Here is a 19,727-nt window from a genome sequence, read left to right on the forward strand (position 1 = left end):
AGTTGTGCGCCGGCCCCCGGTCTACCCCACCGAACGACACACACTCGACGGGAGCCTTCCAGCCATGTACCAGCAGATGATCTTCGTGAACCTGCCCGTGTCCGACCTCGACGCCTCCAAGAAGTTCTTCACGGAGCTCGGCTACTCGATCAACGCCCAGTTCAGCGACGAGAACGCGGCCTCCGTCGTGATCAGCGAGACGATCGTGGCGATGCTGCTCACCAAGCCGTTCTACTCGACCTTCACCAAGAAGGAGATCGTGGACGCGACCAAGAGCACCCAGGTGCTGCTGTGTCTGAGCGCCGAGAGCCGCGAGAAGGTCGACGAACTGGTGAACAAGGCGGTCGCGGCCGGCGGCACCGCCAACGACGACGTCCAGGACCAGGGCTTCATGTACGGCCGTTCCTTCGACGACCTCGACGGCCACTCCTGGGAGATCGTGTGGATGGACCCGGCCGCGATCGAGGGCTGATCGACGCCCCTAGCATGGGCCCGTGCAGACGAGCCCGGCCCATGCGGCCCCCCACGACGAACGCGAGATCGAGACGGTCGAGGACTTCGACGCGACCGTCTCGGCCCGCGGCACCCTCGCCGGACACCGTGTCCAGGCCGTCGATCTGACGGACCGTACGCGGGAGTTGCTCGCCACCGACACCGCGGGCGCCGTGTTCCTCGGCTGCCCGATGCGCGAGGAGGCCGCCGCGAAGGTCCGCGCCGACGGCGCCCTGGTCTTCCCGCCGGTCCCGAACCTGCCCTTCGACCCCTACCGCGGCCGGCTCTACACACCCGACGAGCTGTTCGCCTCGCTCGACAAGGGGTACGAGCGGACCCCGGACGCGCTCGCGTACGCCTGGTTCCAGCGGACCAAGGCCGACGGCGACATATACGCGTCGATGCTGCGCGCCGTCCACGACGACTCGGTCTCCGACGCCCTCGACGAACTCCTGCGCGGCGCGCGGGTGGTGGGCGTGATGGGCGGCCACGCGATGGCGCGCGGGACGACGGCGTACGCCGGTGCCGCGCGCCTCGGGCGCGAGCTGAGCCGCGCCGGCCTCACCGTGGCGACCGGCGGCGGACCCGGCGCGATGGAGGCGGCCAACCTGGGCGCGTACGCGGCGCCCTACGACGACGCCATGCTGGTCGAGGCGTGCGAACTGCTCGCCGCCTCCCCGTCGTTCAGCCCCTCGATCACCGACTGGGCCCAGCGCGCCTTCGAGGTGCGCGCCCGCTGGCCCAAGGGCAACCACTCGATCGGCATCCCTACGTGGTTCTACGGCCATGAGCCGCCGAACCCCTTCGCCTCGCACATCGCCAAGTACTTCGCCAACGCCACCCGCGAGGACGGCCTGCTGGCCCGCTCCAACGCGGGCGTGGTCTTCCTGCCGGGCGCCGCCGGGACCGTACAGGAGATTTTCGACAACGCGACGCCCAACTACTACGAGTCGCGCGGCGAACCGACGCCCATGGTGCTGGTCGATCGCGCGCACTGGACGGAGCGGCTGCCGGCGTGGCCCCTCTTGCGGGCGCTCGCCCGGGAACGGTCGATGGAGTCCCGTATCGCCCTCGTTGACCGGATCGAGGAGGCTCCGGAGGCCTTGAAACGTCTCGCAGGTTAATAAGACGGCAAAGCCAACGCTCCAAGTGTGCATATGCATTGACACTCCTTATGGAACGCTTATAGACCTGTGAGTCTCCTGGGGAACGTGAAGACTCATCACCACGTCGCCCCAGTTCTCTTTCAAGCCCCCCGCAGTTGCTCATCCGTGAAGGGCAAACGTGTCCATATCTCGCCGCACCGCACGCCGTTCAGCGCGCGTCCTGGGCGTTGCCGCCGCCACCACCGCTCTCGCGCTGGGTGTTGCCGGTAACGCGCTCGCCTGCAACATCAGTGAGTTCTCCGCCGAAGCCAAGTGCGACGGCAACAAGGGCGTCATCACCGTCACCGACAAGGACGCCTCCGGTACCCCCGCGACCATCACCGTCTTCCTGAAGAGCCCCGCCGGCAGCGAGACCCCGGTCGGTCAGCCGCAGGAGGTCAAGGGCTCGGCCCAGGGGACGACCGTCACCTTCGACGAGGACTGGAAGCCCAACGCCCAGTACCGCGTCCACGTGAAGGTCGACAGCGGCCGGACCCAGATCGACGAGGACGTCAAGGGTTCGCCCCTGACCACCCCGTCCGCCGGTTGCTCGAAGGACGAGACGACCCCGCCGGCCACCACGCCGCCGCCGTCGGAGGAGACCACTCCCCCGGCCGAGGAGTCCGAGAGCCCGACTCCGTCGCCGTCGGAGAGCACCACCACTCCGGCCGACACGTCGAGCAACGCGCCGTCCCCGGCGGTCGGTGACTCCAACCTCGCCGAGACCGGTGCCAACTCCAACACCCCGATGATCGCCGGTGTCGCCGGTGCCCTCGTCGTCGTCGGTGGCGGAGCCGTCTTCTTCGGCATGCGCCGTCGTGGGGCCAACAGCGGTCGCTGAAGCCTCCCGTAGGTCATGTGTGTGGCCCGTCCCCGAACATCGAGGGGGCGGGCCACAGGCATGTCACGGTGCCCGCGGCATGTCCCGGTGCCAGGGGCGGGCCGCGGTCTCAGAACGTCGCCCGCTCCAGCCAGAACTCCAGCAGCTCCCGCTCGCCGAGCACCTCCAACTCCGGGCTGTCCAGCGGCAGCCGGCGGTAGAAGCCGAGCAGCACGGAGGTGAGCGGCCCGCGCAGGGCGACCGTCGCGCGCTCGTGCCCGCGCCGCCAGGACACCCCGTCCTCGGTCAGCTCGACCAGCCACTCGGCGTCGAGTTCGGGAGCGGTGTCGGTGGCGTGCAGGTGGAGGCTGCGGCGGCCGGGTCCGCGCAGCTCCTCGGCCGCCGGGTGCGGCCGGTTCCGCTGGATGTACGTCACGATGTCCAGCCACTCGTCGAGCGCGTCGGCGGCCACCTCCGGAGCGACCTCGTAGGGCAGCCCGGCGGCGAGCGTGGCGTCGGCACGGTGGACGGTGATCTCGTGGGTCATACGACGGGCCCAGAAGCCCGCGTCGAGGACTCCGGCCCACCCCCAGACCTCCGTGTCCGGCCCGGCCTCCCGCAGCGTCTCCACGACCCTCTCACCGGTCTCCGCGAGCCACGCGTCCAGCGCGGCGGCATCCCCCCGCGCCTCGGGGCCGCCGACCCCGGGCACCTGTTCGCCGGGGACGGGCTCCTGGGCCCGCGTGCGCACCAGGTACTCCGTCCAGCGCAGGGCCACGCCCGTATGCCGTACGAGCTGTTCCAGCGACCAGTCCGGGCAGGTCGGTACGGTCGCGGACAGGTCGGCGGCGGACGTCACCACGGCTCTCAACTCGGCCACCTGGTGGGCGATCTCGGCGCAGTAGCGGTCATGTGCGAGCAGCGTCATGCCCCGCACCCTACGGAGACTCCGATCGGCCGAGCACGACAATTTTCCGGGTACGCGGATCGGCCGAGTACGAGGGTCGGCCGAGCACGACGACCGACCACGTACGAGGATCAGCCGAGCACGACGATCTCGGCCCCGTCGAACTCCACCCCGACCGCGTCCCCCACCTCCGGCGCCTCCCGCAGCGCGCACGCCGCCTCCAGCCGGGGCGCGTCCGCCGGCTGCAGGTGCAGGGCGACGTGGGTGCCCTTGAAGGTGCGCGCGGTCACCGTGCAGCGCAGGCCCTCGTCGGCGGGCAACAGGCGTACGCCGGCGGGCCGTACGAGGAGCGTGCGCGGCCCCTGGAGGGCGCTCTCGGGCACGGGGAGCTTGCCCCAGGGCGTGACCGCGACCTGCCCGGCCACCGTGCCCTCGACCACGTTGTCGAAGCCGAGGAACCGGGCCACGAACTCGTCCACCGGCCGCTGCCACACCTCAAGGGGCGTACCGGACTGCGCGATCCGCCCGTCCCGCATCACCACGACCCGGTCGGCGAGCGCGAAGGCCTCGCCCTGGTCGTGGGTCACGGCGAGCACGGTGGTGCCCAACCGGCCGAACAGCTCCCGGAGTTCGACGACCAACCGCTCCCGCAGCGAGCGGTCGAGCTGTCCGAGCGGTTCGTCCAGCATCAGCAGCCTGGGCCGGGGCGCCAGCGCACGGGCGAGCGCCACGCGCTGCTGCTCACCGCCGGAGAGCGAGCCGACGGCCCGGCGCCCCGCACCCGGCAGCCCGACGAGGTCGAGCAACTCCCTTACACGCTCCGCCTGTTCGCTCTTCGAGGCGCCGTGCATGCGCAACCCGAAGGCTACGTTTCCGCCGACGTCCCGCTGCGGGAACAGCTGGTGGTCCTGGAACATCAGGCCGACGCCCCGCCGATGCGCCGGCACACCCGCCTGGTCGCTCCCGTCGAGCAACACGCGCCCGGCGGTAAGGGGTTGCAGCCCGGCCACCGCCCGCAGCAGCGTCGACTTGCCGCTGCCGCTGGGCCCGAGCACGCACACGATCTCGTGCTCGGCGACATCGAGCCCGACGGCGTCGAGCACGGCCCGCTCGCCGAACCGCACGGTCGTGTCCTCAAGGCTCAGCAGCATGTTCGGCGGCATGTTCACCTGCGTGTTCGGCGGCATCTAGAACTCCCCCGTCCGGTCGGTGCGGAGCCGCTCAAGGACCAGCAGCGCCACCGCGCACACCACCATCAGAATCGTCGAAAGGGCCATCGCCTGCCCGTAGTTGAGGTCGCCGGGCCGCCCGAGCAGCCGCGCCACCGCGACCGGCAGGGTCGGGTTGTCGGGCCGCGCGATGAACACCGTCGCGCCGAACTCCCCCAGCGACACCGCGAACGCGAACCCGGCCGCGACCAGCAACGCCCGCCGCACCAACGGCAGATCGACCTCGCGCCACACCCGCCAGGGCGAGGCCCCGAGCACCGCCGCCGCCTCCCGCAATCGTCCGTCCACGGCCCGCAGCACGGGCAGCATGGTCCGTACGACGAACGGCACGCCCACCAGTGCCTGCGCCAGCGGCACCAGGATCCAGCTGCTCCTGAGGTCCAACGGCGGCTCGTCCAGGGCGATCAGGAAGCCGAACCCGACGGTCACCGCGGACACCCCGAGCGGCAGCATCAGCAGCGCGTCGAAGCCCCGCACCAGTCGACCCGCGTCCCTGCGCGCGAGGGCCGCGGCGGCCAGGCCTCCGATCAGTACGGCGATCCCGGTCGCGGCGAGGGCGTATTCGAGGGAGTTGCCGATGGCCTCGATCGGCGGGACGAGGAAGGTCCCGCCGTCGTCGGAGGTGAGGGCCCGGTAGTAGCCGAAGTCCGGTGCGTCCAGGGACCGTTGCACCAGCACGGCCAGCGGCAGCACGAGGAGGACCAGGACGGTGGCGAGGACCCCGGCCAGCAGCGCCCACTGCCGGGCTCCGCGCGGCCTGCGTGCCGTCGTCGACGCGTCCACCAGCCGCAGCGCGGTCTCCCGCCGCCGTACGGTCCAGGCATGCACGGCGAGGATCGCGCCGACCGCGACGAACTGGACGATCGTGAGGACGGCGGCCGTGGAGAGGTCGAAGATCTCGGAGGTCTGCCGGTAGATCTCCACCTCCAGGGTGGAGAAGGTCGGCCCGCCGAGGATCTGCACCACCCCGAAGGAGGTGAAGGTGAACAGGAAGACCATCAGCGCGGCGGCGGCCACGGCGGGCGCCAGCGCGGGCAGCACGACCTTGCGCCAGGCCCGCAGCGGCGAGGCCCCGAGCATCCGGGCCGCCTCCTCCTGCCGCGGGTCCAGCTGCGCCCAGAGCCCGCCCACGGTCCGTACGACGACCGCGTAGTTGAAGAAGACGTGCGCCAGCAGGATGGCCCAGACGGTCGTGTCCAGGCGTACGCCCCACCACTCGTCGAGCACTCCCCCGCGCCCGACCAGCGCCAGGAACGCCGTGCCGACGACGACCGTCGGCAGCACGAAGGGGACGGTGACGACCGCGCGCAGGACGTGTCTGCCGGGGAAGTCGTAGCGGGCGAAGACGTAGGCGCCGGGCAGGGCGATCGCGAGGGTGAGCGCGGTGGAGGCGAGGGCCTGCCAGGTGGTGAACCACAGCACGTGCCGGATGTCGGACTGTCCGAGGACGTCCGTGATCCGGCCGAACTGCCATACCCCGTCGACCTTGAGGCCGCGCGCGACGATCGCGGCGACCGGCCAGGCGAAGAAGGCGCCGAAGAACGCGACGGGCAGGGCCATCAGCCCGAGCCGCGCCGCGTTCCCCGTACAGCTCGCGTGAACCGCCGGGCCGGCTACATCGGTTACTTCAGTACGAGTGAGGTCCACGACTTGACCCACTGGTCGCGGTCGGCGGCGATCTTGTCGGGGGCCACGGTCTCGGGATCCTTCGCGGCGGGCCCGTACTTGGTGAACTCGGCGGGCACGGCCGCCCCCTTGAGCACCGGGTAGACGAACATGTTCAGCGGCATGTCCTCCTGGAACTCCTTGGTGACCAGGAAGTCGATGAGCGCCTTGCCGCCCGTGGTGTTCTTCGCGTTGCTGAGCAGGCCCGCGAACTCGATCTGCCGGAAGCAGGTGCCCGTCGCGACACCGGTCGGCGCGGTCGTCGGCTTCGGGTCGGCGTAGATCACCTCGGCGGGCGGCGAGGACGCGTACGACACGACGAGCGGCCGGTCCGCCTTGGCCTTCTTGCCGCCGGCGGAACCGGAGAACTCCTCGTTGTAGGCCTGCTCCCAGCCGTCGACGACCTTCACGCCGTTCGCCTTGAGCTTCTTCCAGTAGCCCTCCCACCCGTCGTCGCCGTACTTCGCGGCGGTCCCGAGCAGGAAGCCGAGGCCGGGCGAGGAGGTGGCCGCGTTCTCGGTGACGAGGAGGTTCTTGTAGGCGGGCTTGACCAGATCGTCGTAGGACGTGGGCGGGGCCAGCTTGTGGTCGGCGAAGTACTTCTTGTCGTAGTTGACGCAGATGTCGCCGTAGTCGATCGGCGTGACCCGGTGCTTGCCGGCGTCGAGCTGGTACGCGGTGTCGACCTGGCCGAGCCCCTTGGCCTCGTACGGCTGGAACAGTCCGTTGTCGAGCGCCCGGGAGAGCAGGGTGTTGTCGACGCCGAAGAAGACGTCGCCCTGGGGGTTGTCCTTGGTGAGGATGGCCTTGTTGACGGCCTGCCCGGCGTCGCCGTCCTTGAGGACCCGCACCTTGTAGCCGGACTTCTTCTCGAAGTCCTGGAGCACGCTCTTGGAGACGGCCCACGAGTCATGGCTGACGAGCGTGACGCTCTTGGAGTCGGCGGACGAGCCGCTGCCGCCGTCGGAGGACCCGCACGCGGAGAGCGCGCCGAGACCGAGACAGACGACGGCAGCCCAATATTTATTGGTGTTCACGGTGATGACCGAACTTCCTACCCAGAATGACCTGGGCGAGGTTCAGAGGGTCTGCGGCCCGGTTGCCGCACTCTCAGCGCTGTCGCGCTCCCCTGTCGGATATGAAGATGTACGTACGGAGTAAAGATTACCGCTCGGTGGCCGCCAGCTGGCCACAGGCCCCGTCGATCTCCTGACCGCGGGTGTCCCGGACGGTGACCGGCACCCCGTGCGCCGCGATGGCCTCGACGAACGCCTTCTCGTCCTCGGGCCGGGACGCGGTCCACTTCGAGCCCGGGGTCGGGTTCAGCGGAATCAGATTGACGTGCACGGGCTTGCCCCGGAGCAGCCGGCCCAGCCGGTCCCCGCGCCACGCCTGGTCGTTGATGTCCCGGATCAGCGCGTACTCGATGGACAGCCGGCGCCCGCTCTTCTGCACGTACTCGAACCCGGCGTCGAGGACCTCGCGCACCTTCCACCGCGTGTTCACGGGGACGAGGGTGTCGCGCAGCTCGTCGTCGGGCGCGTGCAGCGAGATCGCGAGCCGGCACTTGAAGCCCTCGTCGGCGAACCGGTGGATCGCGGGCACAAGGCCGACCGTCGACACGGTGATCCCGCGCTGCGACAGCCCGAGCCCGTCGGGGGCGGGGTCGGTGAGCGCGCGAATGGACTGCACGACCCGCTTGTAGTTGGCGAGCGGCTCGCCCATCCCCATGAAGACGATGTTGGACAGCCGCGCGGGCCCCCCAGGCACCTCTCCATCTCGCAGCGCCCGCATCCCGTCCACGATCTGGTGGACGATCTCGGCACTGGACAGATTCCGGTCGAGCCCGGCCTGCCCGGTGGCGCAGAACGGACAGTTCATCCCGCACCCGGCCTGCGAACTGATGCACATGGTCACCCGGTCCGGGTACCGCATCAGCACGGACTCGACGAGCGTCCCGTCGAACAGCCGCCACAGCGTCTTGCGCGTGGTGCCCTCGTCGGTCGACAGATGCCGTACGACGGTCATCAGCTCGGGCAGCAGCGCCTCGCGCAGCTTCTCCCGCGAGCCGGCCGGGATGTCGGTCCACTCCGCCGGGTCGTGCGCGTACCGCGCGAAGTAGTGCTGCGAGAGCTGCTTGGCACGGAACGGCTTCTCCCCGACCTCGGCCACAGCGTCTTTGCGCTCGGCGGGAGTGAGATCGGCGAGATGCCGCGGCGGCTTCTTGGCTCCGCGCGGGGCGACGAAAGTGAGTTCTCCGGGTGCAGGCATAACCCATCCAGTGTCGCAGATCCCCCGGTGTAGCCCGCTCCACTGTGGATACGGGTACGTACGCCATCGTCCCGGCACCCCTCGCCCCGGAATCGTGGACCCCACAGAGCAGCACCCGAGCCATCCACGAGGGGACCCTCCCATGGCCGCCGACCTCCGACGCCGACGCCGTATCACCACCATCGCCACCGCCGTGGCAGCGGTCGCCCTGACCGCCGGGCTCGCCACCGGATGCGACCCCGACGACCCCGACTCCATCGACAACTCCCTGGACTGCGCGCGGAGCTACGACGACTTCGTCGACAGCCTCAGAGCGATCCATGACGCACCCGACTCCGAGAAGCTCGACGAGATCGAGGTCAGGAGCGACGACAGCAAGGTCGGGAAGGCCGTGCGCGACCTGAACAAGGCGATCGCCGACTACAACAAGGCGATTCTCGACGGCGAGCACCCCGACTCCGACAAGATCGACAAGGCGGCCGACAAGTTCAAGGACGTCTGCTCGTAGAACGTCTCTGGAACGCCTCGTAGAACGCACGGGAGCCCCCGCCCGGCAAACAGGGCAGGGGCTCCAGCGGTTCGATCCGTCAGCCGGACCCCACGAACAGCACCAGCAGCAGCCACACCACCGGAGCCGTCGGCAGGAGGGAGTCCAGGCGGTCCATGATGCCGCCGTGGCCGGGCAGCAGCGTGCCCATGTCCTTGATGCCGAGGTCCCGCTTGATCATCGACTCGCCGAGGTCGCCCAGCGTGGCGCTGGCCGCGACCGCGAGACCCAGCAGCAGGCCCTGCCACCAGGTGCCGTCGTCGATCAGGAACTCCATGAGCAGCGCGCCCGCCACCATGGCGAAGCCCACCGCGCCGAGCAGCCCCTCGCGGGTCTTGCCGGGGCTGATGCGCGGGGCGAGCTTGTGCCGGCCGAAGCGCCAGCCGACGGCGTACGCGCCCGTGTCGCTCACCACGGTCAGCACCAGGAACGTCAGGACCCGCCAGGGCCCGTCGTCGGCCATCAGCATCATCGCGACGAACGTGGCCAGGAAAGGCACGTAGAAGGCCGCGAAGACACCCGCCGTGACGTCCTTGAGGTAACCCTCGGGCGGCTCCGTCATACGCCATACGAGGACGGCGAGCGCCGTGAGCGCCATGGCGACCCAGGCCCCCTCGGCGCCCCGGACGTACCCGGAGACGACCATCGCCGCGCCGCCGAGCGCCAGCGGGACCAAGGGTGCCTTGATGCCCTTGCGCTCCTGGAGCCGACTGGTCAGCTCCCAGAGACCGACGACGACGGCGACAGCTATCACCCCGACGAAGGCGGCCTTGACGACGAACAGGGACGCGACGATCACGGCACCGAGCCCGACGCCGACTCCTATGGCCGCACCCAGGTCGCGTCCCGCGCTCTTCTTCTGCGGGCGGGGCGCCGGCTGCGGGGCGTCGGACATGGGCTCCGGATTCTGCGGCGCGGCGTAGGGCTGCGCCTGCGGCGATTCGTCGCGGAACAAGGGACCGCCCGTGCGAGCGGCCCCCTGGTCGTCATCCTGGTCTCCGCCGTACGCGGGTCCGTCGGGCACGATGGGCATGGGGCGAGTCTGCTGCGCCTCAGGCGCATCGTAGGCGGGACCCGCCGGGGCAGCCCCCTGGACAGGCCCCTGGTCGGACGGCCCCCAGTACCCGGTCTGTGGCGGCGCCCCCCAGGAAGAGTCGTTCATCAGACCTCGAGCAGCTCCGCTTCCTTGTGCTTCAGGAGCTCGTCCACCTGGGCGACGTACTTGTGCGTGGTGTCGTCGAGCTCCTTCTCCGCACGGCGGCCCTCGTCCTCACCGATCTCGCCGTCCTTGATCAGCTTGTCGATGGTGTCCTTGGCCTTGCGGCGCACCGAGCGGATCGAGATCTTGGAGTCCTCGGCCTTGGTCCGGGCGACCTTGATGTAGTCCTTGCGGCGCTCCTCGGTCAGCTCGGGGAACACCACCCGGATGATGTTGCCGTCGTTGCTCGGGTTGACGCCCAGGTCCGAGTCGCGGATCGCCTGCTCGATGTTGCGCATGGCGGTCTTGTCGAACGGGGTCACCACGGCCATGCGCGGCTCCGGCACGGAGAACGAAGCCAGCTGGTTGATCGGCGTCGGCGCACCGTAGTAGTCGGCCACGATCTTGTTGAACATCGCCGGGTGCGCTCGACCGGTACGGATCGCGGCGAAGTCCTCCTTGGCGACCACGACGGCCTTCTCCATCTTCTCCTCGGCCTCGAGGAGGGTCTCTTCGATCACCACTTGCTCCTGCGTGTCTTGAGTGAGGCCCGGCTGCGGTTCCTTGATGGGGCGGCGGCCGGCTGCGTCGCGTCTTCTTTCTGCACGGTTCCCGACCGGCAGGACATTGTCCATCCCCCGGTCAGGGTCCGTGGGTGGTGTTGCCCGTCAGTCCCGGCTGCCCTGTTCACCCACCAGGGTGCCGATCTTCTCACCCTTGACGGCGCGGGCGATATTGCCCTCGGCCAGAAGCTCGAAGACCAGGATCGGAAGCTTGTTGTCGCGGCACAGCGTGATGGCGGTCATGTCGGCGACCTTGAGGTCGCGGGTGATGACCTCGCCGTAGCTGAGGGAGTCGAACCTGACGGCCTCGGGGTTGGCCTTCGGGTCGGAGTCGTAGACGCCGTCCACGCCGTTCTTGCCCATCAGCAGCGCCTCGGCGTCGATCTCCAGGGCGCGCTGGGCGGCGGTGGTGTCGGTGGAGAAGTACGGCATGCCCATACCGGCACCGAAGATGACCACGCGGCCCTTCTCCAGGTGGCGCACGGCGCGCAGCGGGATGTAGGGCTCGGCGACCTGGCCCATGGTGATGGCGGTCTGCACCCGGCTGTCGATGCCCTCCTTCTCCAGGAAGTCCTGGAGGGCGAGGCAGTTCATGACCGTGCCGAGCATGCCCATGTAGTCCGAGCGGGCCCGGTCCATGCCGCGCTGCTGGAGTTCGGCACCGCGGAAGAAGTTGCCGCCGCCGATGACGACGGCGACCTGGGCGCCGTCCCGCACGACGGCCGCGATCTCGCGCGCGATCTTGTGCACGACGTCGGGGTCGACGCCCAGGCCCCCGCCGCCGGAGAAGGCTTCTCCGGACAGCTTCAACATGAACCGGCCGCGTACTTTGCCGTCGTCGCTCTTCTGGGGCTTGGTGGTCATGGGAGATCCCGCCTCTTTCACGTCGTGCACATACAAAGAAGGCCACTGCCGGTGGGGTGTCGATCGCATCCCATGCTCGGCAATGGCCTCCTCGTCAGATCTGCTGTCGTCCGTCACGCGCGCGCGTGACGGCGTACCGGACGACTGCGTCCGACCCTATCGGGGCCGGGCGCCGATCGCGGCACGGACTCAGATGCCGACCTTGATGCGCGTGAAGCGCTTCAGGGTGACACCGGCCTCGTCCAGGATCTTCTGGACGGACTTCTTGGGGTCGAGCGCGTAGGGCTGACCGAGCAGCGTCGCGTCCTTGAAGAAGCCGTTGACGCGACCCTCGACGATCTTCGCGATCGCGGCCTCGGGCTTGCCCTCGGCGCGGGTGGTCTCCTCGGCGACGCGGCGCTCGGACTCGACGACCTCGGCCGGCACGTCCTCCTTGGAGAGGTACTTCGGCGCGAAGGCGGCGATGTGCTGGGCGACACCGCGGGCGACCTCGGCGTTCGGCTTGTCCAGCTCGACCAGGACACCGATCTGCGGGGGCAGGTCGGGCATCGTGCGGTGCATGTACGCCGTCACGAAGCCGTCGGCGAAGGCCGCGAAGCGGTCCAGGACGATCTTCTCGCCGAGGTTGGCGTTGGCCTCGTCCACGAACGCCTGGACGGTCTTGCCGGCCTCGATCTCGGAGGCGAGCAGGGTCGCCAGGTCGGCCGGAGCGGTCTTGGCGACGTGCTCGGCGATCTGGTTGGCGACGACCTGGAACTTCTCGCTCTTGGCGACGAAGTCCGTCTCGCACTTCAGCTCGACCAGCACGCCGGAGGAGTTGTCGTCGGCGATGACGGAGACCACGGCGCCGTTCTCGGCGGAGCGGCCCTCGCGCTTGGCGACGCCCTTCTGGCCCTTGATCCGGAGCGCCTCGACGGCCTTCTCGACGTTGCCGTCGGCCTCGTCCAGCGCCTTCTTGCAGTCCATCATGCCGGCGCCGGTGAGCTCACGAAGCTTCTTGACGTCGGCGGCGGTGTAGTTCGCCATGAGTCTGTGAATCTTTCTGGAAGTCTGGAAGATCGAAGATCTACGGGGTCTAGGGCCCCCATCTAGTCGGGGGCCGCTGACTCTCCGCCGACCTACAGGTGAACGGCGGGAGCGGACTTCACCGCGCCCGAAGGCGCTTCCGATGCAGTACCGCTCCCGCCGTCAACACTGACGCTTACGGTCAGGCCTGCTCGGCGTCCGCGGCCGGGGCCTCGGCAGCCGGAGCCTCGGCCGCAGGGGCCTCAGCAGCAGCCTCGGCGGCCGGCGCCTCGGGGGCCTCGACAGCGGCCTCGGCGGCAGCCGGAGCCTCGGCCTGCTCGGCGTCGGCGACCTTCTCGGTCTCGGCAGAGGTCTGCACCTCGGCCTCGTCCGCCTTCTTCTCACCCTCGAGCAGGTCGCGCTCCCACGCGGCCAGCGGCTCGCCCGCGGCCTTGTCGCCCTTGCCCTCGGTGGCGACACCGGAGCGGGAGATGAGGCCCTCGGCGACCGCGTCCGCGATCACACGGGTGAGCAGGGTGACGGAGCGGATCGCGTCGTCGTTGCCCGGGATCTTGTAGTCGACCTCGTCGGGGTCGCAGTTGGTGTCGAGGATGGCGACGACCGGGATGTTGAGCTTCCGGGCCTCGCCGACCGCGATGTGCTCCTTCTTGGTGTCCACGATCCAGACGGCGCTGGGCACCTTGGACATCTCGCGGATACCGCCGAGGGTCTTCTCCAGCTTGGCCTTCTCGCGCGAGAGCACGAGAAGCTCCTTCTTGGTGAGACCGGACGCGGCGACGTCCTCGAAGTCGATCTGCTCAAGCTCCTTGAGGCGCTGCAGACGCTTGTAGACGGTGGAGAAGTTGGTGAGCATGCCGCCCAGCCAGCGCTGGTTGACGAAGGGCATGCCGACGCGGGTGGCCTGCTCGGCGATGGCCTCCTGCGCCTGCTTCTTCGTGCCGACGAACATGACCGTGCCGCCGTGGGCGACGGTCTCCTTGACGAACTCGTAGGCGCGGTCGATGTACGACAGCGACTGGAGCAGGTCGATGATGTAGATGCCGTTGCGCTCCGTGAAGATGAAGCGCTTCATCTTCGGGTTCCAACGACGGGTCTGGTGACCGAAGTGGACGCCGCTTTCCAGCAGCTCCCGCATCGTGACGACGGCCATGGCCGTACTCCTTGGTGTTCTCGGTTGTGCCGCGGATGCCGGACGGCTTCCGCGCCTGACGCCCACATGCGCCGTGCCACGAGGGACCGAGGGGCGCTGACAGGGACCGTTGCCGGCCGCGTGTCGGGGCGTGCGAAGTCGACCCGGTGACCCGGATCGCCAGAAGAAGTGTACGGGACCCCGGAGGTACCGGGTGACGCCGCTGTCCACAACCGGTGAGTAGTCCACAGATCCCGGCCATGATCGCGGGATCACGAGACCGTTCTCGCATGCGAGAGACGCGAGATGTACGGCAGTGGAAGCGATACGTGCGCCTGGTGGGAGCCCTGCTACTGGCCTCGGCAACAGCCCTCCTGGCCCCGTGGGCCCGAGCGGACACCCAGCCACCACCCCCCGCCCCGGGCGAGCGGGCGCCGACGATCGCCCGCGCCTGGCCGGTGGGCACCCGCCCCTCCGTCCTACGAGGCTGGCAGCCACCGGCGACGGTGTACGGCCGGGGTCACCGGGGCGTGGACCTGGCCGCGCCCCCGGGCACTCCGGTACGCGCGGTCGCCGCAGGCCGCGTCTCCTTCGCCGGCCGGGTGGCCGGCCGAGGCGTGGTCTCCGTGGAACTGACCGGCACGGACTTACGCACGACCTACGAGCCGGTACGAGCGTCGGTGAAAAAGGGCGACGAGGTCGCACCCGGCGAGACGGTCGGGACGGTGGAACCGACGACCACACACTGCCCGGTCACCTGCGTCCACTGGGGCCTGCTGCGAGGTGAGGCCTACCTGGACCCACTCACCCTGCTACCACCATGGCTCCTACGCACGGGCCCGTCCCGCCTGCTGCCGGTACTGGGCGTACCGCTGCCGCCGGAGTCGGTCTCGTACGCGGGGTGACGGACGTCGCGCCTGGTCAACCCATGGACTCGGACGCCACGTACCTCTCAGCCCCGCAGGGACCTGTCAGCCCCGCACGCCCCGAAGCGCCATGCTCACCGCCGCGTCCGTGATCACCGACGGCTCCTCCGCCGCGCCGAGTTCGATCCGGCGGACGGCCGCGTCCACGACGCCCTGGAGCATCATCGCCGCGAGGCGGGGCTGGGCGTGGCCCAGTTCCGCCAGCGCTTCGACGATCATCGCGACGAGGCCACCGTGTGCCGCGCGGATCTTCTCCCGGGCACCCGCGTCCAGTTCGCTCGCGGAGATGGCCACGACGGCCCGGTGGCGCCGGTCGCCGACCAGGGCCAACTGCCGGCGGACGTACGCCTCGACCTTGCCCTCGGGCGAGCCCGCGCGCTCCATGGCCGCCTCGACCTCCGCGGCCCAGACCGGGAAGTCGACCTCGCACAGTTCCTCGACCACGGCGGCCCGCGAACGGAAGTACTCGTACACGGACGAGCGCGCGAGCCCCGTCCGCTCGGCGAGCGCGGGGAAGGTCAGCGCCTCCGTGCCGCCCTCGGACAACAGGGACCGCGCCGCGTCCAGCAGGGCGGCTCGCTGCATCGACCGGTGCTCGGCCACGGAGGCCGCTCGAATCCTTGGCACGTCAACCACTCTACGGACGTGCCTCCCCGGGCGGGAGTCTCTCCGCCGGGACGGACGTCACTCGCGGCTCGGTCCAGCGGGCGGCACCCCACCCCTCAGCGGCCGAAACTCGCCAGCTTCGCGCGCAGTTGCAGCACCGACTTGGTGTGGATCTGGCTGACCCGGCTCTCGGTGACGCCGAGCACGTTCCCGATCTCGGCGAGGGTGAGGCCCTCGTAGTAGTAGAGCGTGACGACGGTCTTCTCGCGGTCGGGCAGGGTGTTGATCGCCCGCGCCAGGAACCGTCTCAGCTCCCGGTCCTCGGCCACCTCCACGGGGTTGTCCGCGGCGGTGTCCTCCAGGGTGTCCATCAGGCTGAGCCGGTCGCCGCCCTCGCCGCCGACGTGCAGCAACTCCTCCAGCGCCACCACATTCGCCAGCGACAACTGGCTGAACACCGCGTGGAGTTCGTCCACCTGGATGCCCAGCTCGGAGGCCACCTCCCCCTCCGACGGGGTCCGCCGCAGCCGCGCCTCCAGGGTCGCGTACGCCCGCTCCACGTTCCGCGCCTTCTGCCGCACGGACCGCGGGATCCAGTCCAGCGCCCGGAGCTCGTCGATCATCGCGCCCCGGATCCGCGTGATCGCGTACGTCTCGAACTTGATCTCCCGGTCGACGTCGAACTTCTCGATCGCGTCGATGAGCCCGAACACTCCCGAGGAGACGAAGTCGGCCTGCTCCACGTTGGGCGGCAGCCCGACGCTGACCCGTCCCGCCACGTACTTCACCAAGGGCGAGTAGTGCAGGATCAGCTGCTCCCGCAGCCGCTCGTCTCCCGTCGACTTGTACGACCGCCACAGCTCGTCGAGCGTCGAGGGAGCGGGCGGTCGCACGCTGCCACCGTCGCGGGCGGCTGGCGGGATCGCCGCCCGGTCGGACCCGGAAGTGTGCTGGGGCATTCGTCGCCTTGTGCCGTTCTGCCGCGAATCGGGGCTGCGTGGGTGAGCTGTCGGTCTGATGTCGAGTTGCCTGTCTGCGTCGGAATTCAGGTGAGCGTAGCGTGACTGGAGTGTCGCGGTGAGCGAGGACGGGTGGTCGAGGTGCACCCGAAGGCGTCCCGTCGACGACTCACCGCGTCACGACAGTCGCTCTAAGTGATCATCACGGAGCGCCAACTGCCGGGATTTCCAAAGGTGTCCGGCTTCCCCCGGACGGCCGAACACGCTCGGTCAGCATCGGCCCCGATCCGCTCCGACGGACGACATCGCCTGGCGTGTCAACTTCCAGCCGTCGCCGTGTCGTTCGACGTAACCGAGTGATCGGAGTTCGTACAGTCTCGCGATCGCGTCGTCCCGCGTGGTCTGCGCGTCGCGGGCGATTCCGTCGGCAGGCACGGCGCCGCGGGCGGGCAGCGCGGCGAGGACGTGCCGGGCCCCGGGGTCCAGCAGATCCCGGGGCAGCACCGGCCCGCGCCGCTCCGGAGCCAGCTCCCCCATGTCGCCGACGAGTTCGACGACTTCCGCGGCGTCGGTGACCAGCACGGCGTCGCCGCGCAGCAGTTCGTGCACGCCGGCCGAGAGCGCGCTGGTCGCCGGCCCCGGCACTCCTATCGTGTGGCGCCCCAACCGCCGTGCGGCCCGTGCGGTGACCAGCGAGCCGCTGCGGTAGGCGGCCTCGACGACCACGGTGCCCCGGGTCAACGCGGCGATCACGCGGTTGCGGACGATGAATCTGCTCGCGGTCGGATGCTCACCGGGCGCCAACTCGCCCACGACCAGCCCCTGTTCCGCGATCCTCCCGATCAACTCGATGTGCCCGCGCGGGTAGGGCCGATCCACCCCGCAGGCCAGCACCGCGACGGTGGCACCGCCCGCACCGAGCGCGCCCCGGTGTGCGGCGGCGTCGACCCCGTAGGCACCGCCGGACACGACCACCCAGCCGCGCTCGGCGAGCCCCGAGGCCAGGGTGGCGGCCATGTGCGCCCCGTACTCGGTGCAGGCCCGCGCTCCCACAACGGCAACAGACCTGAGCGCCCACATCCGCAGGCTCGCCGGCCCGCGCACCCACAGCCCGAGCGGCCGCGCGTCCCCGAGGTCATCGAGCTGCGCGGGCCACTCGGCGCCGCCGGGCCGCACGAACCGCACCCCGGCGTCCCGCGCCACGGCAAGATCCCGCTCAGGCTCGGCCCGCTCGGCCCGAGCCCGCAACCCGCCCCACCGTTTATGCGTCACCCCGGCCAACTGCGCCCCATGCCCCCGCAACCGCTCCACCACCTCCTCTGCACCCAACTCCCGCACCCACCGCCCGCAGGTCTCGTCCCCCGGTTCGATGACCCGGGTGAGATGAACGAGAGCGAGCAGTTCGGGATCGGGGCGGCCGCCCGCAGGCTCAGCCCCGGGACAGCCGCCTGCCGACCCGGCCACAGAACCACCGGCTGCCAAACCTCCGCCTCCAGCACCTCCGCCCGCTTGCCCGGCCCCAAGGCGGGCGCCCGCCTGCCCGGCTCCGGGGCCGCCGCCCGCAGACTCGGGCCCGACACCGCCGCCCGCCTGCCCGCCTTCGGGGCCGCCACCCGCCGGCTCAGCCCAAGAACCACCGCCCGCAGCCCCGCCCCCGGCACCCCCGCCCGTCAACTCGACCCCAAAGCCACTGCCCGCAGGCGCCGCCCGAGAGCCACCGCCCGCGAGCCCAGCCCCAGGTTCCTCCCCCGCCCTCACGCCAACGCCCCAATAGCCATCGGCACCCCTCGCGGCACCCCGGTACGGAGCTGCAGCGCCAAAGCCACATCCGTCGCATCCGGCCGGTCGTGGCCCACCAGGTCCGCCACAGTCCAGGCCACCCGCAAGACCCGGTCGATGCCCCGCGCAGTGAGCACTCCCCTCTCCAAGCTGCGCTCGGCCTCATCCATCGCCCCCGGGGTCGCATGGAAACGGCTGCGCAGTTCGCGCCCGGGGACCTCGCTGTTGCTGCGCCACGGCGTGCCCATGAACCGTTCCGTCGCTCGCTCCCGTGCCGCCCTGACCCGGTCGGCGACCGTCGCCGTGGACTCGCCCCGGGCACCCGGCGCGGTGAGCTGGGCGCGGGTCACCGGGTCGACCTCGACCCGCAGGTCGACCCGGTCCAGCAGCGGGCCGGACAGCCGTGCCTGGTAGCGGCGGATCGCCGAGGGCGGGCAGTCGCAGAGGGAGTTCAGCTGCGAGAAGCGTCCGCAGGGGCATGGATTGGCCGCCAGCACCATCAAGAAGCGGGCCGGGAACCGGACCACCCCGGCGCTGCGCGCGATCACCACATGCCCCGCCTCCAGCGGTTGCCGCAGGGCGTCGAGCGTCTGGCTGTGGAACTCCGGCGCTTCGTCCAGAAAGAGAACTCCGCGATGAGCCAGCGAGACCGCGCCGGGCCGTGGGATGCCCGGGCCGCCGCCCACCAGCGACTGCATCGTCGCCGAGTGATGCGGGGCGCAGTAGGGAGCCGTGTCGACGAGTGGCTTGCCCGGCGGCAGCAGCCCCGCCACCGAGTGCACCGCCGTGACCTCCAGGGACTCCTCCCTGGCCAGCGGGGGCAGCACGGCCGGCAGCCGCTCCGCCAGCATCGTCTTGCCCGCGCCCGGCGGGCCTTCGAGGAACAGGTGATGTCCGCCCGCCGCAGACACCTCCACGGCCGTGCGCGCCGACATCTGACCCACGACATCAGCGAGGTCATGGCCGTGGTCGTGTTGCGCGGCGCCCATGCTGTGCATGCCCGTGGCCGCTCCCGTGCCCGGTACCCGCAGCCCCGCCAGGAGCGGATCCGGGCGGCCCAGTTCGTCGGGCGCCTCCTCAGGCACGGGCTCGTCCGTCAGCACCGCGATCAGCTGGCGCAGACTGCGGACACCCAGCACGGACACCCCCGGCACCAGCGTGGCCTCGGCCGCGGCGCACTCCGGCACCACCACCTGCTCGTAGCCGGCGTCGGCCGCGGCCAGCACCGCGGGCAGGATGCCCCGGACCGGACGTACCCGCCCGTCCAGGCCCAGCTCCCCGATCATCACGATGTCGGCGAGCACCCGCGGATCGATGCGCTCGCTGGCGCCGAGGACGGCGCACGCGACAGCCAGGTCGAACCCGCTGCCCGCCTTCGGTACCGACGCCGGACTGAGTCCGACCGTCAGTTTCTTCTGCGGCCACTCGCCCCCGGAGTTCACCACCGCCGCCCGTACCCGGTCCCGGCTCTCCGTCAGGCTCTTGTCCGGCAGGCCGACCAGCGTGAACGCCGCGACCCCCGGTTCGAGGTCGGCCTGGACCTCGACGACCACTCCCTCGACGCCCACCAGGGCTACCGAGCACGTGCGTGCGAACCCCAT

Annotated in this window: 19 protein-coding genes; 5 read left to right on the forward strand and 14 right to left on the reverse strand. The window is 70.5% G+C overall.

The window, feature by feature from the left end; translation table 11 throughout:
- The first annotated feature begins 64 nt into the window (after positions 1-64).
- The 3 genes from ACWDR3_RS07910 to ACWDR3_RS07920 all read left to right on the forward strand — a co-directional run bounded on the left by ACWDR3_RS07910 (position 65) and on the right by ACWDR3_RS07920 (position 2,478).
- Positions 65-472: a VOC family protein gene (locus tag ACWDR3_RS07910; RefSeq protein WP_450351589.1), complete on the forward strand. Its 408-nt coding sequence runs from the start codon at positions 65-67 to the stop codon at positions 470-472.
- A 22-nt stretch (positions 473-494) separates the two neighbouring features.
- The gene (locus ACWDR3_RS07915) at positions 495-1,616 is read left to right on the forward strand and encodes an LOG family protein (protein WP_450351590.1); all 1,122 of its coding nucleotides are present in this window, start codon (positions 495-497) and stop codon (positions 1,614-1,616) included.
- A gap of 160 nt (positions 1,617-1,776) precedes the next feature.
- Complete coding sequence (locus tag ACWDR3_RS07920) at positions 1,777-2,478, forward strand: LAETG motif-containing sortase-dependent surface protein (protein WP_450351591.1); 702 nt, start codon at positions 1,777-1,779, stop codon at positions 2,476-2,478.
- Between the two features lie 109 nt (positions 2,479-2,587).
- Here the strand turns inward: ACWDR3_RS07920 and ACWDR3_RS07925 are convergent, their stop codons facing one another.
- The 5 genes from ACWDR3_RS07925 to rlmN form a co-directional block, all read right to left on the reverse strand.
- Complete coding sequence (locus ACWDR3_RS07925) at positions 2,588-3,385, reverse strand: maleylpyruvate isomerase family mycothiol-dependent enzyme (RefSeq protein WP_450351592.1); 798 nt, start codon at positions 3,383-3,385, stop codon at positions 2,588-2,590.
- Positions 3,386-3,495: 110 nt separating this feature from the next.
- The gene (locus ACWDR3_RS07930) at positions 3,496-4,515 is read right to left on the reverse strand and encodes an ABC transporter ATP-binding protein (protein WP_450351616.1); all 1,020 of its coding nucleotides are present in this window, start codon (positions 4,513-4,515) and stop codon (positions 3,496-3,498) included.
- 36 nt (positions 4,516-4,551) lie between these two features.
- On the reverse strand, positions 4,552-6,153 hold the full coding sequence (locus ACWDR3_RS07935; protein ID WP_450351593.1) for an ABC transporter permease: 1,602 nt from the start codon (positions 6,151-6,153) through the stop codon (positions 4,552-4,554).
- A gap of 62 nt (positions 6,154-6,215) precedes the next feature.
- The gene (locus ACWDR3_RS07940; RefSeq protein WP_450351594.1) at positions 6,216-7,295 is read right to left on the reverse strand and encodes a thiamine ABC transporter substrate-binding protein; all 1,080 of its coding nucleotides are present in this window, start codon (positions 7,293-7,295) and stop codon (positions 6,216-6,218) included.
- Between the two features lie 127 nt (positions 7,296-7,422).
- Positions 7,423-8,529: a 23S rRNA (adenine(2503)-C(2))-methyltransferase RlmN gene (gene rlmN / locus ACWDR3_RS07945; RefSeq protein ID WP_450351595.1), complete on the reverse strand. Its 1,107-nt coding sequence runs from the start codon at positions 8,527-8,529 to the stop codon at positions 7,423-7,425.
- A gap of 142 nt (positions 8,530-8,671) precedes the next feature.
- On the opposite strand from rlmN, the gene ACWDR3_RS07950 reads away from it, so the two are divergent.
- On the forward strand, positions 8,672-9,037 hold the full coding sequence (locus ACWDR3_RS07950) for a hypothetical protein (RefSeq protein ID WP_450351596.1): 366 nt from the start codon (positions 8,672-8,674) through the stop codon (positions 9,035-9,037).
- A 79-nt stretch (positions 9,038-9,116) separates the two neighbouring features.
- Here the strand turns inward: ACWDR3_RS07950 and ACWDR3_RS07955 are convergent, their stop codons facing one another.
- From ACWDR3_RS07955 to rpsB, 5 genes are all read right to left on the reverse strand, one after another.
- Positions 9,117-10,238 (reverse strand): phosphatidate cytidylyltransferase, encoded by a 1,122-nt coding sequence (locus ACWDR3_RS07955; RefSeq protein WP_450351597.1) that lies wholly within the window; start codon positions 10,236-10,238, stop codon positions 9,117-9,119.
- A complete protein-coding gene (gene frr / locus ACWDR3_RS07960) occupies positions 10,238-10,795 on the reverse strand; it encodes a ribosome recycling factor (RefSeq protein ID WP_280880122.1) in 558 nt (185 codons plus the stop codon). Before frr ends, ACWDR3_RS07955 begins: the two co-directional genes overlap by 1 nt.
- Positions 10,796-10,942: 147 nt before the next feature.
- Positions 10,943-11,701, reverse strand: coding sequence for a UMP kinase (pyrH, locus tag ACWDR3_RS07965; protein ID WP_450351598.1), 759 nt, complete (start codon positions 11,699-11,701; stop codon positions 10,943-10,945).
- A 189-nt stretch (positions 11,702-11,890) separates the two neighbouring features.
- Complete coding sequence (gene tsf, locus ACWDR3_RS07970) at positions 11,891-12,727, reverse strand: translation elongation factor Ts (protein WP_450351599.1); 837 nt, start codon at positions 12,725-12,727, stop codon at positions 11,891-11,893.
- A gap of 181 nt (positions 12,728-12,908) precedes the next feature.
- Positions 12,909-13,877 (reverse strand): 30S ribosomal protein S2, encoded by a 969-nt coding sequence (gene rpsB, locus ACWDR3_RS07975; protein WP_450351600.1) that lies wholly within the window; start codon positions 13,875-13,877, stop codon positions 12,909-12,911.
- 269 nt (positions 13,878-14,146) lie between these two features.
- Between rpsB and ACWDR3_RS07980 the strand changes: the two genes are divergently transcribed.
- Positions 14,147-14,761 (forward strand): murein hydrolase activator EnvC family protein, encoded by a 615-nt coding sequence (locus ACWDR3_RS07980; RefSeq protein WP_450351601.1) that lies wholly within the window; start codon positions 14,147-14,149, stop codon positions 14,759-14,761.
- Between the two features lie 66 nt (positions 14,762-14,827).
- Here ACWDR3_RS07980 and ACWDR3_RS07985 read toward each other — a convergent pair whose 3' ends face one another.
- From ACWDR3_RS07985 to ACWDR3_RS08000, 4 genes are all read right to left on the reverse strand, one after another.
- Positions 14,828-15,385, reverse strand: coding sequence for a TetR/AcrR family transcriptional regulator (locus ACWDR3_RS07985; protein WP_450351617.1), 558 nt, complete (start codon positions 15,383-15,385; stop codon positions 14,828-14,830).
- A 119-nt stretch (positions 15,386-15,504) separates the two neighbouring features.
- Positions 15,505-16,347: an RNA polymerase sigma factor WhiG gene (whiG, locus tag ACWDR3_RS07990; protein WP_123997457.1), complete on the reverse strand. Its 843-nt coding sequence runs from the start codon at positions 16,345-16,347 to the stop codon at positions 15,505-15,507.
- 270 nt (positions 16,348-16,617) lie between these two features.
- Entirely contained in the window at positions 16,618-17,811 is a 1,194-nt protein-coding gene (dprA, locus tag ACWDR3_RS07995; RefSeq protein ID WP_450351602.1) for a DNA-processing protein DprA, read from the reverse strand.
- Between the two features lie 290 nt (positions 17,812-18,101).
- Positions 18,102-19,727, reverse strand: a complete 1,626-nt coding sequence (locus ACWDR3_RS08000; protein ID WP_450351603.1) for a YifB family Mg chelatase-like AAA ATPase — start codon at positions 19,725-19,727, stop codon at positions 18,102-18,104.

The sequence above is a fragment of the Streptomyces sp. NPDC001002 genome, from assembly GCF_053599215.1.

What these genes read in the sequence shown, in the direction of transcription:
- ACWDR3_RS07925 (WP_450351592.1), bottom strand. Translation starts at nt 3,385, where the DNA reads ATGACGCTGCTCGCACATGACCGCTACTGCGCCGAGATCGCCCACCAG.
- rlmN (WP_450351595.1), bottom strand. Translation starts at nt 8,529, where the DNA reads ATGCCTGCACCCGGAGAACTCACTTTCGTCGCCCCGCGCGGAGCCAAG.
- ACWDR3_RS07950 (WP_450351596.1), top strand. Translation starts at nt 8,672, where the DNA reads ATGGCCGCCGACCTCCGACGCCGACGCCGTATCACCACCATCGCCACC.
- whiG (WP_123997457.1), bottom strand. Translation starts at nt 16,347, where the DNA reads ATGCCCCAGCACACTTCCGGGTCCGACCGGGCGGCGATCCCGCCAGCC.
- ACWDR3_RS07955 (WP_450351597.1), bottom strand. Translation starts at nt 10,238, where the DNA reads ATGAACGACTCTTCCTGGGGGGCGCCGCCACAGACCGGGTACTGGGGG.
- pyrH (WP_450351598.1), bottom strand. Translation starts at nt 11,701, where the DNA reads ATGACCACCAAGCCCCAGAAGAGCGACGACGGCAAAGTACGCGGCCGG.
- tsf (WP_450351599.1), bottom strand. Translation starts at nt 12,727, where the DNA reads ATGGCGAACTACACCGCCGCCGACGTCAAGAAGCTTCGTGAGCTCACC.
- ACWDR3_RS07935 (WP_450351593.1), bottom strand. Translation starts at nt 6,153, where the DNA reads ATGGCCCTGCCCGTCGCGTTCTTCGGCGCCTTCTTCGCCTGGCCGGTC.
- rpsB (WP_450351600.1), bottom strand. Translation starts at nt 13,877, where the DNA reads ATGGCCGTCGTCACGATGCGGGAGCTGCTGGAAAGCGGCGTCCACTTC.
- ACWDR3_RS08000 (WP_450351603.1), bottom strand. Translation starts at nt 19,727, where the DNA reads ATGGGGTTCGCACGCACGTGCTCGGTAGCCCTGGTGGGCGTCGAGGGA.
- ACWDR3_RS07910 (WP_450351589.1), top strand. Translation starts at nt 65, where the DNA reads ATGTACCAGCAGATGATCTTCGTGAACCTGCCCGTGTCCGACCTCGAC.
- ACWDR3_RS07980 (WP_450351601.1), top strand. Translation starts at nt 14,147, where the DNA reads ATGCGAGAGACGCGAGATGTACGGCAGTGGAAGCGATACGTGCGCCTG.
- ACWDR3_RS07930 (WP_450351616.1), bottom strand. Translation starts at nt 4,515, where the DNA reads ATGCTGCTGAGCCTTGAGGACACGACCGTGCGGTTCGGCGAGCGGGCC.